The sequence below is a fragment of the Marinobacter sp. R17 genome, assembly GCF_003789045.1.
In the GTDB taxonomy this organism is placed as follows: domain Bacteria; phylum Pseudomonadota; class Gammaproteobacteria; order Pseudomonadales; family Oleiphilaceae; genus Marinobacter_A; species Marinobacter_A mangrovi.
Genome location: NZ_RHGZ01000004.1, coordinates 183,114 through 197,164, shown reverse-complemented (window position 1 = coordinate 197,164; position 14,051 = coordinate 183,114). Strand labels below are relative to the sequence as shown.

Annotated in this window: 16 protein-coding genes; 6 read left to right on the top strand and 10 right to left on the bottom strand. The window is 61.3% G+C overall.

Features of this window, described 5'->3' with window-relative positions; all coding sequences use genetic code 11:
• Window positions 1-702: 702 nt before the first annotated feature.
• The 3 genes from EB809_RS05130 to EB809_RS05120 form a co-directional block, all read right to left on the bottom strand.
• Window positions 703-1,512 (bottom strand): HipA domain-containing protein, encoded by an 810-nt coding sequence (locus EB809_RS05130; RefSeq protein WP_190294826.1) that lies wholly within the window; start codon window positions 1,510-1,512, stop codon window positions 703-705.
• A gap of 115 nt (window positions 1,513-1,627) precedes the next feature.
• Window positions 1,628-1,948, bottom strand: a complete 321-nt coding sequence (locus tag EB809_RS05125) for a HipA N-terminal domain-containing protein (RefSeq protein ID WP_123633730.1) — start codon at window positions 1,946-1,948, stop codon at window positions 1,628-1,630.
• Window positions 1,945-2,256 carry a multiprotein-bridging factor 1 family protein gene (locus EB809_RS05120; RefSeq protein WP_190294825.1) on the bottom strand — a complete coding sequence of 104 codons (312 nt, stop codon included), beginning with the start codon at window positions 2,254-2,256 and terminating at the stop codon, window positions 1,945-1,947. The genes EB809_RS05125 and EB809_RS05120 overlap by 4 nt, the downstream gene beginning before the upstream one ends.
• A 314-nt stretch (window positions 2,257-2,570) precedes the next feature.
• Here EB809_RS05120 and EB809_RS05115 point away from each other — a divergent pair, with 314 nt between their 5' ends.
• The gene (locus tag EB809_RS05115; RefSeq protein WP_123633728.1) at window positions 2,571-2,966 is read left to right on the top strand and encodes a hypothetical protein; all 396 of its coding nucleotides are present in this window, start codon (window positions 2,571-2,573) and stop codon (window positions 2,964-2,966) included.
• A gap of 125 nt (window positions 2,967-3,091) precedes the next feature.
• On the opposite strand, the gene EB809_RS05110 is transcribed toward EB809_RS05115, so the two are convergent.
• A complete protein-coding gene (locus EB809_RS05110; protein ID WP_148079175.1) occupies window positions 3,092-3,298 on the bottom strand; it encodes a hypothetical protein in 207 nt (68 codons plus the stop codon).
• A 115-nt stretch (window positions 3,299-3,413) separates the two neighbouring features.
• On the opposite strand from EB809_RS05110, the gene EB809_RS05105 reads away from it, so the two are divergent.
• On the top strand, window positions 3,414-4,373 hold the full coding sequence (locus EB809_RS05105; protein WP_123633726.1) for a LysR family transcriptional regulator: 960 nt from the start codon (window positions 3,414-3,416) through the stop codon (window positions 4,371-4,373).
• 41 nt (window positions 4,374-4,414) lie between these two features.
• Complete coding sequence (locus EB809_RS05100; protein ID WP_123633725.1) at window positions 4,415-5,344, top strand: 2-hydroxyacid dehydrogenase; 930 nt, start codon at window positions 4,415-4,417, stop codon at window positions 5,342-5,344.
• A gap of 11 nt (window positions 5,345-5,355) precedes the next feature.
• Here EB809_RS05100 and EB809_RS05095 read toward each other — a convergent pair whose 3' ends face one another.
• From EB809_RS05095 to EB809_RS05075, 5 genes are all read right to left on the bottom strand, one after another.
• Window positions 5,356-6,492, bottom strand: a complete 1,137-nt coding sequence (locus EB809_RS05095) for an MFS transporter (protein WP_123633724.1) — start codon at window positions 6,490-6,492, stop codon at window positions 5,356-5,358.
• Entirely contained in the window at window positions 6,489-7,016 is a 528-nt protein-coding gene (locus EB809_RS05090; protein ID WP_123633723.1) for a TetR/AcrR family transcriptional regulator, read from the bottom strand. The genes EB809_RS05095 and EB809_RS05090 overlap by 4 nt, the downstream gene beginning before the upstream one ends.
• 86 nt (window positions 7,017-7,102) lie before the next feature.
• Window positions 7,103-7,432, bottom strand: a complete 330-nt coding sequence (locus EB809_RS05085) for an AzlD domain-containing protein (protein ID WP_123633722.1) — start codon at window positions 7,430-7,432, stop codon at window positions 7,103-7,105.
• Window positions 7,429-8,157: an AzlC family ABC transporter permease gene (locus EB809_RS05080; protein ID WP_223807820.1), complete on the bottom strand. Its 729-nt coding sequence runs from the start codon at window positions 8,155-8,157 to the stop codon at window positions 7,429-7,431. Before EB809_RS05080 ends, EB809_RS05085 begins: the two co-directional genes overlap by 4 nt.
• 53 nt (window positions 8,158-8,210) lie before the next feature.
• Window positions 8,211-9,071, bottom strand: coding sequence for an AraC family transcriptional regulator (locus tag EB809_RS05075; RefSeq protein ID WP_223807819.1), 861 nt, complete (start codon window positions 9,069-9,071; stop codon window positions 8,211-8,213).
• 243 nt (window positions 9,072-9,314) lie between these two features.
• On the opposite strand from EB809_RS05075, the gene EB809_RS05070 reads away from it, so the two are divergent.
• A complete protein-coding gene (locus EB809_RS05070; protein WP_123633721.1) occupies window positions 9,315-10,055 on the top strand; it encodes an NUDIX hydrolase in 741 nt (246 codons plus the stop codon).
• A 21-nt stretch (window positions 10,056-10,076) separates the two neighbouring features.
• Here EB809_RS05070 and EB809_RS05065 read toward each other — a convergent pair whose 3' ends face one another.
• A complete protein-coding gene (locus tag EB809_RS05065; protein WP_190294824.1) occupies window positions 10,077-11,408 on the bottom strand; it encodes a GGDEF domain-containing protein in 1,332 nt (443 codons plus the stop codon).
• A 248-nt stretch (window positions 11,409-11,656) separates the two neighbouring features.
• Between EB809_RS05065 and EB809_RS05060 the strand changes: the two genes are divergently transcribed.
• Window positions 11,657-13,546: a potassium transporter Kup gene (locus EB809_RS05060; protein WP_123633719.1), complete on the top strand. Its 1,890-nt coding sequence runs from the start codon at window positions 11,657-11,659 to the stop codon at window positions 13,544-13,546.
• Window positions 13,547-13,625: 79 nt separating this feature from the next.
• The gene (locus EB809_RS05055; protein ID WP_123633718.1) at window positions 13,626-14,006 is read left to right on the top strand and encodes a hypothetical protein; all 381 of its coding nucleotides are present in this window, start codon (window positions 13,626-13,628) and stop codon (window positions 14,004-14,006) included.
• Window positions 14,007-14,051: the final 45 nt, after the last annotated feature.

Sequence of the window (14,051 nt, the reverse complement as noted above, 5' to 3'; positions counted from 1 at the left end):
GGCGTGAAGGTCAGTTTTTCAGGTACCATTTTGGAAGCGGCTGTTGGTGTTGGTTTCTTGGGTAAGGTCTTGAAACCTTAACACTTTCAGCCGCTTTCTTTTATGCCCTGTGAGAAATCCGGGCTAGAGGTCAGTCTCGCCGAAAATGATATTGAAGAGTTGGCTCCCAATACCCGTAGCTTTATCCGGCAAACAGTAGGGCTATTGACCATAACCTACGAAGCGCAGTCACTGATTGAAAATTCTCCGGCGACGACACTTACCATCGATGGCAAAAATTACGAGTGGACCGCTGCAAACGGTCGCTTTCCATACAAGGTGCTCAAGCGAGGAGAAAATAAGGTTCTTATCAAATGAAGGTTGGTTGACGGCTCATGGGTAAGGGAGTCATCACATTTGAGAGCCCAGATCTTTACTGGGTTAGCTGGCAGGACCAATCGGATGTTGAGTTCAATGAGTACTTCATCCGCCAATAATTTAACAAGGCGCAGCAGTATATGGTGGACTTCCCCCGTCGAGTGGACACGCATCGCTAACTCCCAAGCAGGAGAAAGCCGATGCCGGAAATGATCACGGGGAAGAAAACCCAGCAGTACAACACCGACTTCAAAGTCAAAGCGGTGAAGTGGAGCCAACTGGCCCCTATAGGAGCGCATCTCTTTTGACAGGAATTACCGCCAAAGAGGGCGTATTCCTACTCCCTCAAATAACCCCGATAAACAGAAGCCTTTCCGAAACCAGAGCCTGATACCGAGCCTTCATCTCGTCGGGGAGGTAACTCGATCGAATCAAGTCCGGCGCTGCTTTTTCCACTCGTCCGGCCAACCGGCGAATACGGCTGGCGGCAGCCTTCTCTCCCAAACTTGCACTCGAAGCGAGTTCGACGAAATCCGATCCCGAGTAATGGCCATTGCCCATTTCAGCGTGGTAGGTCGGTTCCCGGTCCGGGAAGAATTTGAGCGCCATCGCCCGGCAGCCCTGATTGTATAGACTGGCGGCGAGGACGTCGTAGGCGGGCGCCAGGACGATCGGTTGGCCCAGGACAAAGCTGATGTTCTTGAGGTGATGGTCGTCGTTGCCGACCAGGTAGGAAAAGGCCAGGCGATCCAGCAATCTTGCGGCAACCGCCGTGCCGCAGCGCTCCTGCGTCAGCGTCAGCACTTCGGAGTAACTGGCTGCGTCGTACTTGGAGTCGGACGCGTCGTTGCGGATTCCGAGGGCCTGCATCGCGTCCTCTTGATGGCGTTTGCCATCGGCGGTGCGATCGTAGCGGCGAATGACGAAAACGCGGTGACTGTCCTGCAAGGTGATCAAGCCACACGGGGGGACTTCAAACCCCACCTGGCGCATCAACGTCAGGGTCAGGTGCTCGTTTTCGGCAACGTATTCAAAAGACTCCGGGCTGGGCTTGAGGATCAGGTCGCCATCGTGGTCCACCAGCTCCAGTTTTTCGTTAACAACCTTCAACTGGGCCTTGATCTGGACGCCACTGATGGAAAACCCCTGGGTCATGCGCGGCATCTCACGGACCAGGTCGCCCCGTGTTGCGGCAAGGTTCGTTGAGACTTTCGCGCTCCCGAAGAGCGTTTTCAGGCAGGCCGGGTGATACGGCTTGTTGCCTGAATCCTTAAGACAAATCTGACAGTTCAATGGTCACCGCTCCCGGCAGGTCTCTGCCGTTATGAACCAGCAAGGCGAACTGGTCGTTGGGATCAATATGCTGCTGCTGGGACTGCATGCGCTTGAGCCACCCTTCACTCACCAGTCCGCTGAAATAGCCGGGCAGCCCCTGGGTGATAAACGGCGCTTCCTGCAGCGGCAGGCTCATGCTGAGTGGTGGGCGAGACCGGGCCAGATAATCCGGGGCGTACTGGAACATCACGGCACCATCGGGCTTTCTCTCCAGTGTTCCGGCCAGCTCGCCATGCAGGTAGACGTGGGCTCTCATACCATCTCGATCCAGAGCTTGAAGTTCAGGACCTGTCCCACGCTTTCAAGCGTCTCAAGCCGCGGGTTGCCATCGGCTCGTTCCAGGGCCCGGTAGGTGTTGGGCGACAGACCAGCCAGCTCGGCCGTTTCCACCGGGCTGAGCCTGAGCTGCTCGCGCCGCTCCTGGAGCAGATCGGGCAGATGCCGGATTTCCCGGAGATCCGGCGTGGTGGAGTGCTCAAGATCGTCCACGAGCGTCTGGAGCGACGTGATTTGATGCTTGAGCGCCGCAACAATCGTGGCTTTTGTGCGGACATCGTCAGCCATGGCCGAACACCTCATTCTATGACGTTCAATATATTGACTAATAATTCACTTAATATGGCTTACCACTCGTTATTTTGATTTTTTGGTGGGATTTAGTCAATAAGCTGCGCTTATTTGTCAATATGACTGTTTTAGGTCATTAAAATGAATGGCTTGCCTGGCGTGAGACGCAGAAAGAGCGGCCTTGCACCACTCTCCGACCATTCCTTTTGCGTTCATAACCGTTGTAAAGAGCATCCAAATTCTGCATGGTCTGCAAGCTGCGCCTCAGGACGGCGCAACATTAAACATAATCTCACCAAGGAACGGTCACCATGTTGTCCATAGTGGTCTCTCTCATTCTCGTCACGATCCCTCTGTGGGCATGCGCGCTCTATGTGCGGTACACCCTTCAGGATGACCTGGGCTACTACTTCGAGGGATGGCAGCCCAAAGCGGCGCTTGTCGTTTTTTCGCTGATCATCATCGTGATCTATTTCGTGCCCGTTTTCCTGGATGCTCAAATCGCTGCAGCGATGGCCCGCCGCGCCTCGGCCCTGTTTTCGACCGTTCCCTGCATTGGCGCCGCGATGATTATCTTCCCCGAGGCCATCACGAATCTCACCGGCATGAATAAGATCGGAGCCGACGAGGCGGCGATCCATAAGTTTTACAGAGGCTTGGGATGGGTCTTTCTGGTGAGCGTGTTTATTCTGATGTGGGTGCTGTAGGTGAGGTACCGCGCGGCGCGTCAGCGCGGGAGTTTTGCTCGGCATTCAGGTAACGGCAAACCGGGACGTCGGGGTTCCTCCGCGTCGTCCCGGTTTGTCTCTTGACCGACTTCGTTGGCATCCGCTCATTTCAAACGCCGGATCAGGGCTCGGAAGACCTCCCGCCGGGCGCGGCGCTGATCCCGTTTGACCCGCTCCAGATCAATACCGCCCAGTCCGTCGCGGTACCGGGGCGAAATGCTCTCCTTGAGTGATTCCCTCTCCTCACCGGCGTGATCCTGACGTGTGACCAGGCGGCGGGGCATGTAGGGTGCTTGTCCTGAAACCATCATCGTGTGACCTCCTTAACGCCGCCTCCAATCAGGGGGCGTTGGTTATCCCGTGGATTCAGGAAAATGCTAACCTTGTTCTCTGTTGCACAACATTCCATAAACGTGAGTGTTTACTTTGCAAAAACGAACAGGTGAATCCGGCCAACCGGCCGCATCCAAAGCGCAGAAAACACGCAGCGCCCTGGCCTGGAATGACTTTGAGCTCGTCCTGGCCATTGCGACGGCGGGCTCGCTATCCGGCGCCTCGCGCACCCTGGGTGTCAGTCACGCCACGGTGTTCCGGCGGTTGGGCGAGATCGAGCGGCGGTTGGGGGTAGCGCTGTTTGAGCGGAGCCGGACCGGTTACCAACCCACCCTGGCGGGTGAGGAGCTGGCCGACACGGCCCGGGTGATGGACGAAGCCGCCCTGGCTGCGGAACGCAAAGTGGCGGGGCGCGATCTGGAGCCGATGGGAGAGATCTGGACCACCACCACCGACTCTCTGCTGATGGGCCTGCTGGCGCCGCTGTTCACGGAGTTCCGGCACCGCTATCCGGGCATCGTGCTGGACGTGGCCGTGTCCAACCAGTTGTTCAACCTGACCCGCCGGGAGGCGGACGTGGCTATTCGCCCGTCCAACCGGCCCCCGGAGAACCTGATCGGCCGCCCGTTGACCACCATCGGCCAGGCCGTCTACGGGCACCGCAGTCTGGGTCTGACGCCCGGGGCGCCCGTCGAGTCCCTGGTCTCTCAGCCCTGGATCGGCGCCGGGCCCCGGCTGCAGGATTCCGCGCTGGACCCGTGGATGGAGAAGCACAATCTGAAGGCCGCCTGCATCTACCGGGTGGATACCCTGGTGAGCATACTGAGTGCGGTGCGCTCCGGCATGGGGCTGGCGGTCCTGCCCTGCTATCTCGCCGACGGCGATCCGGACATCGTGCAACTCACCAGCCCCATCCCCGAGCTGCAATACGGCCTGTGGTTCCTGATGCATCCGGATCTGCGGGGCGTCGTGCGGATTCACGCGCTGATGGATTTTCTGACAGAGGCTGTGCGAGCGCAGAAACAGCGCTTGGCAGGTGCGAATATTGGTTGATGCCGTTGCCGGCCTGTACATAGGGAAAGGACAAGGAACCCATGACGATCCTCATCATCGCCCCCGATAAAGATCCCGAGCCGTGGATTAGCGCCCTGAAAAGCCTGGATCCGGCGCTCGACTTCCAGGTCTATCCCAACGAGGCCCGCAAAGCCGACGTGACCTTCGCCCTGTGCTGGAATCATCCCGAAGGCGTACTGCGGGACTACCCGAATCTCCGCTGCATCTGTTCCATGGGGGCCGGCGTGGATCATGTGTTGAGCGACCCGCAGTTGCCTGAAGGCGTGCCGGTCATTCGCCTGGTCGATCCGCAACTGGCGCAGTCGATGTTCGAGTATGTCTGCGCGGCGGTGATGGTTTACTTCCGGGACTTCGACGCCTACCGAGCCCAGCAGGAACAGGCGCTGTGGCAACCGCGGGCGCCGAGGCCGATCGGCGAAACGACGGTCGGTATGATGGGCTTGGGGCAGTTGGGTGAGTATTCGGCGATTCGTCTTTCGAGGCTGGGCTTCAACGTAATCGGCTGGTCCCGGACACCGAAAACGATCGAGGGCATTACGGCCTACGCCGGAGCTGAGCAGCTGGACGCTTTTCTGTCGCAGACCGATGTACTCGTCTGTCTGCTGCCCCTGACGAATGAAACCCGCGATATTCTCAATCTGGACAACTTGCGCAAACTCCCGGCCGGCGCGTGTCTGGTGAACGTCGCCCGCGGAGAACACCTGGTTGACGACGACCTGCTGACCGCGCTCGACGAGGGCACGTTGCGGGGCGTCCGTCTCGACGTCTTCCGGCAGGAACCTCTCCCCGAGAGTCATCCCTTCTGGCGCCATGAAAAAATACGGCTGACACCGCACTGCTCCAGCCTGACCGATCCGGTGTCGGTTGCTCCGCAGATCGTCGAGAACTACCGCCGCCTGAAGGACGGGCGGCCGTTATTGAATCGGGTTATGCCGTCTCGGGGCTACTGAGCAGCGTTCGGTCACTGCGGCTGAGGCGCCCGTCTATTGACCCTGGCCAGCCCCGCGGTCATCGCGATACCGGCAAAGATCATCGCCGTGACGTTGGGGCCGAGCGCGTCCAGCAGCAGCCCGAACAGCGGTGCCCCGGCGGTCTGGCCGATAGCGATGGTAAGAAATCCAACCATCAATCCGGTGGCCGGCCGGTCTGACAGGGCCGTGACGCCCCAGATCAGGTAGACCCCGGTCAGCATCACGTAGGCGGCACCGAACAGCGCGCCACCCGCGATCGTCGTGCCCGGTGTCGCCAGGCCCGAACCCACGGCGAGAATACTCACCGCCATGGCGCCCAGGAAGCCCCAGTGGACCCGGTCAATGCCGAAGCGTCCAACCAGCGAACCGGCCCCGGCCCCGGCGATCCCGGCCGCGCCGATCGCGATCCAGAGCAGGCCGATGCCGGTGGTGCCCCAGCCCAGCCGGAGCGTGGCCAGCTGCCCGCCAAAGGACCAGATGGCGGTGCTGGCGGCGCCCATGATGAAAGCAGCCATAATCAGTCGGGCGACGTCGTCGTTGATGGGTGGCAGGACGCCGGCGGTCGCCGAACGGCTTGTGGCCGAGGGCACACAGCGAGCGGTGGCAATTGCCAGTACGAGCGCTGCTGCTGCAAAGGCGGCAAACGCCAGGCGCCACTGGCCGCCAATCGCCAGGGCGACCGGTCCGGACAGCGCCACGCCAACGCTGGTCCCGGCGTTGATCGTCGAATTGGTTTTATCCTGCCGGTCCCGGCGCACCGCGGCGGCGACCGCGGCCGCCATCGGTGGGGAGGCCAGACCGGTGCTGGAGCCGGCCAGCATGACGGCGCTGGCGAGCCAGAAGGCGTTGGGTGCCATTGCGATGCCCGCCATACCCACGGCCGCTACCAGAGCGGCACTGACGGCGACGGCCCGCGCGCCGATCCGTTCGGTCAGGTAGGCCGACCCGACAATCGCAAGGCAGTAACCCAGAAACGAGCCGCCAGAAATGACACCCGAGAGGGCGGGGCCGAGCGCCAGATCGGCATCAATCTCCGGGAGGAACAGGCCAAAGGCAAAGCGCGCAAAGCCGTAGCAGACGCCAATCAGGCTGAAGCCGACGATGCCGAGGCGTAATGCCGGACTCATGGCCGCACCTGTTCGATCAGGATCGCCGCCGCTTGCCGGGCCGCCGCAATGGCTTCCGGCCCCCGATAGACGGATGCAGCCGTTGCGCCTTCGAAGAGCACCAGGATCTGGTCGGTCAATGCGTCACCGCCGGTCTTCCCGACATCCTGCGCAACCACGTTGGCAATGTGGCTTCTGAACGCGGCCTTGTGCGCGGTCACGGCCTCGGCAATTTCCGGCGTGTCGCCCCCGGTCTCGCCATAGGCGCGAAGGAACAGGCAACCGCGCGAGCCCTCGTCCCGAACCCAGTCTTCCAGTGCGGCAAAGAGCGCATCCACACTGTGAACGTCGAGATACTGCATGAAGCGGCGCTCACGCTCGGAAAGCACCAGGGCCGAGAGTGCGGCCTTGCTGCCGACATGCTTGTAGACCGTCCGACTCGAAAACCCGGCGGCCTTCGTCAGCCGGTCCATTCCGGTGGCGGTGAACCCGTGTCGATCGAAGAGTTGTTCGGCGGCTGTGATGAGTTTTGTCTTAATATCCATGTTGAACAGGGTAAAGTGATCGTTTTACCTGTGTCAACGATCAGCGCCTCTTCGTTACCGTGTGGCGGGAGCGGCCCATGGGAGCCCTACACGGCGGCGCCCTGCGACAACCACCAGCGCGCCACCCCGAACAGCAGCATGCCAACGCCGACGACCACGAGGGTTTTGCGCGTCAGCAGACTCAGGGCAATCGTACACAGGCCAGCCAGCAGATAGGGCGATACCGCACTGCCCGGGCCTTGTGGTGTCTGGAAGACGATGGGCGCCCACATGGCGGTGAGCACGGCCGGCGCGGTGAAATCCAGCGCTCTGCGGAATAAGCCGGGCAGCTCAAATCGCATGCTTTGAGCAAGGAACACATACCGGCAGCTGAAGGTGACGACGGCCATCAGAACAATGTTGAGCAACGTGTTCATACAGAGGCCCGTCGACGCGGGCCATTCATCGACGCCAAAAGCCCGACCAGCATACCGGCGCCTGTGGCCAGGATCAGCCCGTGCTCAACGCCCTGATGATTCAGGCTAACGCCACTGACACCACTGGTGATAACACAGAGCAGCGTCGGACGGCTGCGAATGCCGGGGATGACGATGGCGATGAAGGTGGCCGCGATGGCAAAGTCGAAGCCAAACTGATCGAGATCAGGAGCGGCATGGCCAAGGACAATGCCGGCCAGCGTCGCGAGATTCCAGACGCCGTACATGGTGAATCCGGCGCTGAGGGCGTGACGCGGGCAAAAGCCGGCGCCGCGCCCGAGCCGGTTGGTGACAACGGCGAACATTTCGTCGGTCAACACAAACGCCAGGGCCAGGCGCCACTGGAGATTCAGGCTGCGCACTTCGTTCCGGAACACGGCGGCATAAAGCAGGTGCCGGGCACTGATTACGGCGGTTGTGCCCAACAGCGAGCCGGTTGAGGCGCCGGCCGCAAACAGTTGCAGGCTGGCCAGTTGAGCGGCACCCGCGAAGACCAGCAAGGACATCAGTTGGGCCTGGACGGCCGTCAGGCCCACGTCCACCGCCAGTGAACCACACAGGATACCCCAGGGGATCGTGGCGAGGGCGAGCGGCAGGATATCCACCATACCCTGGCGAATCGGGCTTTCTTCGCGATAGGGGCTTACGGAGGGAGCAACGGGCATAGCGGGCCGGCCTCTGTCGATTCATTGAGGCAGACAGGCTATCCGCGCGACGACTATCCGGCTTGTACGGTCTTGCTCAGAGCTTTCTGGTAGCGGGCGGGTGTGGTGCCCATGCAGCGCTTGAAATTGTGGGTCAGGTGGCTCTGGTCGTGAAAGCCGCAGGCGACGGCGACGGTTGCTGGACTCAGGCCATCCTTCAGCAAGGCCTTGGCACGAATGACCCGGGCCTGGACCTGGAAGGCATGGGGCGGCAGTCCGAACTCGGCCTTGAACTGCCGGACCAGATGGTAGGGGCTGAGCTGGGCGACGGTGGACAGCTCATCAAGGGTCAGGTTCTGCTCCAGATGATCCATGAGGTAGCTGCGCACCCGTTGGAGCACCGGCTTGTCGGGCCTTCTTGGCTGCAACGGTTTGCGGGTTCTTGAGTGGCGCAGTACCAGCCCGCTGAGGATGGCATACAGGACCGTGTCCAACAGCAACCGGTTGGACGGGCTGTCGAGAAGTTCGTAGAACAGCCGCAACTGGGCGGCGATCTGGGCGTCTTCCACCACGGCTTCCGGAAAGTACGGAGCGCCCCGGTCGCCGCAGAGCAAACCGTTGCAGACCCGTTCAAAATGGTCGGGCAGTGGGTAGATCGCGCGATAGGCCCAGCCCCCTTCGGTTTCTGCCTCGCCGGTGTGGACGTCATCCGCATTGACCAGGATGATGCCGTCCCGGGCAGCAATGTGCTGGGCGCCGGTCCGGTAGAAACGTTGGGCCCCGGTTTCCACCAGGCCGATGGTGTAGGTTTCATGCACATGCCGGGCAAAGGTATGCGTGCGGTACTGCGCCTCGACCATCTCGATATCCTGCCCCGCGCTGGGGCCGGGCACCATGCCAAAGCGGACCTTTTCGGTCAGTTCGTGTCTTTCCATAGGCCTATCATTACCGATTTTGGCGTCGGGTCTTGTAAAAAATTGCGCGGAATCGGGTAAATGGCGTGAATACCCACTTTGGGTATTTTTGTACCCAAATTGGGTATTGAAGCAACGCCCAATCTCAGGCCCGTTGCCATAGCCTGACGGAATCGTTTTCGCTAAAGTCGAAAAGCAATGACCGGATGGCTGCTCTGCCTGTCCGGTGCTGCCCCGATCCCCATCCAATCACAGGTATTGCTTTTGGCGTTCGAACTTGACCCCTTCAACGGCGTCATCATCCAATCCGACGCCATGCCCGCTGAAACCGGGGCGTTTCGCGACGCCCTGCAGGAGATCGTGACGTTCTCGCGCTGTGAGTCGAAGAACATCGTCTGGCTGACGCTGTCGATCCGACGTTCGCACCTGATCGCGGTGGCGACGGAGCTGGGGTTCGTGTTCCATAACTGTCAGGAAGATGAGCTGACGCTGATCCTGAAGGCGCCGACGACAACTTTCGTGCCGTTTATCCCGACCCACACGGTGGGAGCCGGGGCGATCATCACCAACGATCGGGGCCAGATCCTGGTGATCCGGGAACAGGGCATGACCGGCTTCAAGCTGCCCGGTGGGCATGTGGAGCTGGGGGAGCGGATTGAGGATTCCGTGGTGCGGGAAGTCTGGGAAGAGACCGGTATTCGGGCCCGCTTTCTCTCGATTGTGGGCTTCACGACCCGCCACCCGTTCCGGTTCGGCAAGTCGAACGTCTATTTCGTGTGTCGGTTGGCGCCGTTAACTGAAGACATCGCGATCCAGGATCCGGAGGAAATTGCCGAGGCTCGCTGGGTCGACTGGCACGATTTCATTGCCGACAAAACCAACTCCCCGTTCAACCGCCAGATGGTGGAAGAACTGAGCCATGTCGACGGGTTACGCGCCTTTGAGCCCACAAACAACACCGGCCCGTTCCGCAAGCACGAGACCTTCTTTGCTAGAGGCAAATGACGTTCCGGGCCGAATCGGCCGTCAGGCCACGCAAACGCTGTTACGGCCACCGTCCTTGGCCCGGTAGAGCTGTTCGTCGGCGATCCGCAGCATGTCGTGCTGCGTGGTCTGCAGGCTGGTCAGGCCAAAGCTGGCGGTGACCTGCAGGCCGACGGCGATCTGGTGCCAGCTGTGCTCTTCGATGTGTCGGCGCATGCGTTCGGCGATCTCTTCCGCCTTCTCCAAAGACGTGTCCGGCATCAGCAGGATCAGCTCTTCCCCACCGAAGCGGGCCAGGATGTCGTGGCTGCGCACGCACTCGCGCAGCAGGCGGGCGATCTGTTGCAGCACGGCGTCGCCGGTCTGGTGGGAGAAGTTGTCGTTGATGCGTTTGAAGTGGTCGACGTCGATGATGATCAGGGCCAGCTGGCGCCCCTCGCGCCGGCACTCGCCGAACCAATGGTCGAACTGTTCGTTGAAGTAGCGGCGGTTGTACAGGCCGGTCAGCTCATCGGTGTAGCTCAGCTTTTCCAGGGTCTGGGCCTGCCGGGCGATGGTGGCGTTGGAGGACTGCAGGGCCTGGTACTGGTCGGTGAGATCGTCGCTCATCCGGTTGAAGGCGTGGGCCAGTGTGGCGATTTCATCCCGGCCTGAGACGGTGATCGGCTCGCTCCGGGTACCCGGTTCCATCCCGTGGACGGCGTTGCTCAGGTGACGCAACTGGCGCAGCATCGGCCGGGTCAGGAAAAACGCCACCAGGAACGAGAGCACCAGCGCGACACCGCCGGCGACGGCGAGGCTCTGGTAAAGCAGCGTGCGGTAGCTGTCGTCGAGGCCGGTTTCCGGTGCCGTGCCGGCGGCCAACGCGTAGCCCACCGGTTGGCCGTTGAGCGTCAACTCATCGGCCCGCAGGCGCTCCAGCCAGGTCAGCTTCTGGCCGGCCTGGTAGTCGAAGAACGGATGGAAGACGTAGCCTTCAGTGTCGGCCAGCACGAATCGCATGTCCTGTGAGGCAAAGGGATCGCCCTGCTGCCGGCCGGGTAGCCCGAAACCGGGCGGGGGCGGAAAACCTGGCGGCGGCCTTCGACCGGCCGGGCCCTGTGCCTGGCGTTGTGAGTGCCTGGCCTTGTCCACTTCGATAATACGGTGGTATAGATCCAGCGCGGCATCGCGACTGCCCCAGGGCAACGCCCCGGGCATCTGCTGGTAGCGCTCGATCAGGTGGGTGAAGTGGTCGAAGTGGGTGTTGCGGGCCTGGCCCAGGAATCGGTGTTCCATCAGCCAGGGTGTGACCAGGGCCACCACCAGCACGGCGCCCAGGCTGCTCAGCAACAGCGCAGCCAGCACCTTGGCCCTCAGGGTCAACGTCATCATAGGGGACATCCTCGTTACGTCTGCGTCGTCCTGCGGGACAACCCGCGTCCCCCGGCGGCCAGCGGTCTGATTCCGGCCGCTGAACAGTATAGCCTCAGTCGCTGGAAAAGATGAGAACCGGATCTTTCGGTGGGGCCGGTTCACTCGGTCATGTTGCGGATCGATCACCTGTGCTGGCGACTGCTACGCTATAGAAGCATTCCGGGGGCATCAGCCCCGGCGACCTTCTCGTATCACAAGGACTGAGCATGGCTGAATCCGGAGAGGCTGCGAAGCCCGGCCGCGCGGCGGTCGGGCTGGCGGTGCTGGGGATCGTCTATGGCGATATCGGCACCAGCCCGATCTATGCGCTGCGTGAATGTTTTCGCGGGGTGAGCCCGGTCCCCATCACCGAGGCCAATATCCTCGGCATCCTGTCGCTGATTTTCTGGGCGCTGATCATTGTGATCTCCCTGAAATACATGGTGTTTATCCTGCGCGCCAACAACCATGGCGAGGGCGGGATTTTCGCACTGCTCGCCCTGTTGCGGCCGGATCGTAATCAGGAGAGCCGTTCCCGCCGCACGTTGGTGTTGCTGGGCCTGTTCGGGGCCGGGCTGCTGTATGGCGGCACCATGCTGACACCGGCGATCTCCGTACTCAGTGCCGTGGAAGGGTTGGAGGTGGCGGCGCCGTCGCTGGAGAGCTACGTGCTGCCGATCACGGTCACCATCCTCGTGATCCTGTTTGCGGTGCAAAAGCACGGTACCGCCAAGGTGGGCACGCTGTTCGGGCCAATCATGGTGGCCTGGTTCCTGACGCTGGCGGTGTTGGGTATCAACAGCATCGTGGCGCACCCGGAAGTCCTGAAGGCCGTGGTGCCCTGGTACGCGGTCCAGTTCATGATCGAAAACCGGCTGCCCGGTTTCCTGGTGCTGATCGGTGTTTTCCTGGTGGTGACCGGCGGCGAAGCGCTCTACGCGGACCTGGGCCATTTCGGACCGACCCCGATCCGGCTGGTCTGGTTTGGCTTTGTGCTACCAGCCCTGCTGCTGAACTACTTCGGCCAGGGCGCGTTGCTGTTGGACAAGCCGGAAGGCACGCTGCAGCCCTTCTTTCATCTGGCGCCGGACTGGGCGCTGTTCCCGCTGGTGGGGCTATCGACGGCGGCGACCATCATCGCCTCCCAGGCGGTGATCACCGGCGCCTTCTCCCTGACCCGGCAGGCTGTGCAACTGGGTTTCGTGCCGCGGTTGCAGGTGCACCAGACTTCCGAACACTCCCACGGCCAGATCTACATGCCGGGCATCAACTGGCTGCTGATGGTGGCCGCCCTGGCGCTGGTGGTGACCTTCCAGTCTTCCGAAGGGTTGGCTGCCGCCTACGGCGTCAGCGTCAACGCCACCATGCTGGTGACGACCATTCTCGCCTTCAATGTGGCCCGGGAGCGCGGCGGCTGGAGCCTGGCCAAGGCAGGCTTCTTCCTGCTGGTGTTCCTGAGCGTGGACGTGGCGTTCCTGACCGCCAATGCGGAAACCATTCCCCGCGGCGGCTGGTTCCCGGTGGCGATGGGGGCGGCGATTTTCACCGTGATCGTCACCTGGCGGCGCGGCAGCGAATTGCTGGTGCAATCCTACGAGGCGAACACGGTTTCCGTCGAGACACTGCTGGGCCGGCTGGAACACGATCCGCCCCACCGTGTGCCCGGCACCGGGGTGTTCTTTACGGCGCGGGCCGAGGAAGTGCCGCGATCGATGATGCAACTGTTGAACCTCAATAAACTGCTGCATGAGAAGATCGTGATCGTGCATGTGAACGTAACGCGGGATCCGCGGGTGTCCAACGACGAGCGCTGGGAGATCAAGGATTGCGGCCAGGGACTTTATGAGGTCATCCTGAATTACGGGTTCATGCAGGGCTTCAACATTCCGTCGGACCTGGCCTACTGCATCGAGCACCGTAATCTGCCGATCGACCTGAACGAAACCACCTATTTCGTGGGGCGCACCTCGGTCATCGCCGACCGCAAGAAGGACGGTATGATGGCCTGGCGGGACCGGATGTTTGCCTTCATGGTCCGCAACACCTTGCATGAGACCTCGCTGTACCGGATTCCGGCGGGACGGGTGATCGAGATCGGGCTGCAGTTGGGGATTTAGTGCCCCGTCTGGTTTAAGGTGATCGGAGAACCGGGGCCGTCGTCCCGGTATTGACTAACGGAAAAGGAGATTCCAGACCATGATTCGTTCATTTCGCATTGCCGTTATGGCCCTCGCTCTCGTCTCGTTCGGTGCGCTTGCTGACGGCCGGCCCAGTGCCGCCACAGAGGCCTTGCTTGACGGTCAGTTAAAAGCCATCGCGGCCGACGATTACGCCGGTTTCGTCGAGCATGCCGACGCGCACTTCCGCCAGACCCTGGAGAAAGAACAGTTCCATTCGGTCGCACAGGCCCTGGGCGGTCCGTTGCAGGCGGGTTACGAGACGACCTATCTGGGCGCGCTGAATCAGGCCGGTTTGAAGGTATACCTGTGGAAGATTGTCTACAGTGAGAAGAAAGACGACAACCTGATCAAGATGGCGCTGCGGGACGATGACATTGCCGGTTTCTGGATTCAGTGACACACGCGAGCTGGCGATAAACGGCTTTTCGGTGAGCAGTCGAAA

Excerpts from the sequence above, each read along its gene's own strand:
- EB809_RS05130 (WP_190294826.1), bottom strand. The coding sequence starts at position 1,512 with ATGACCCAGGGGTTTTCCATCAGTGGCGTCCAGATCAAGGCCCAGTTG.
- EB809_RS05125 (WP_123633730.1), bottom strand. The coding sequence starts at position 1,948 with ATGAGAGCCCACGTCTACCTGCATGGCGAGCTGGCCGGAACACTGGAG.
- EB809_RS05120 (WP_190294825.1), bottom strand. The coding sequence starts at position 2,256 with ATGGCTGACGATGTCCGCACAAAAGCCACGATTGTTGCGGCGCTCAAG.
- EB809_RS05115 (WP_123633728.1), top strand. The coding sequence starts at position 2,571 with ATGTTGTCCATAGTGGTCTCTCTCATTCTCGTCACGATCCCTCTGTGG.
- EB809_RS05110 (WP_148079175.1), bottom strand. The coding sequence starts at position 3,298 with ATGATGGTTTCAGGACAAGCACCCTACATGCCCCGCCGCCTGGTCACA.
- EB809_RS05100 (WP_123633725.1), top strand. The coding sequence starts at position 4,415 with ATGACGATCCTCATCATCGCCCCCGATAAAGATCCCGAGCCGTGGATT.
- EB809_RS05095 (WP_123633724.1), bottom strand. The coding sequence starts at position 6,492 with ATGAGTCCGGCATTACGCCTCGGCATCGTCGGCTTCAGCCTGATTGGC.
- EB809_RS05090 (WP_123633723.1), bottom strand. The coding sequence starts at position 7,016 with ATGGATATTAAGACAAAACTCATCACAGCCGCCGAACAACTCTTCGAT.
- EB809_RS05085 (WP_123633722.1), bottom strand. The coding sequence starts at position 7,432 with ATGAACACGTTGCTCAACATTGTTCTGATGGCCGTCGTCACCTTCAGC.
- EB809_RS05080 (WP_223807820.1), bottom strand. The coding sequence starts at position 8,157 with ATGCCCGTTGCTCCCTCCGTAAGCCCCTATCGCGAAGAAAGCCCGATT.
- EB809_RS05075 (WP_223807819.1), bottom strand. The coding sequence starts at position 9,071 with ATGGAAAGACACGAACTGACCGAAAAGGTCCGCTTTGGCATGGTGCCC.
- EB809_RS05065 (WP_190294824.1), bottom strand. The coding sequence starts at position 11,408 with ATGATGACGTTGACCCTGAGGGCCAAGGTGCTGGCTGCGCTGTTGCTG.
- EB809_RS05060 (WP_123633719.1), top strand. The coding sequence starts at position 11,657 with ATGGCTGAATCCGGAGAGGCTGCGAAGCCCGGCCGCGCGGCGGTCGGG.
- EB809_RS05055 (WP_123633718.1), top strand. The coding sequence starts at position 13,626 with ATGATTCGTTCATTTCGCATTGCCGTTATGGCCCTCGCTCTCGTCTCG.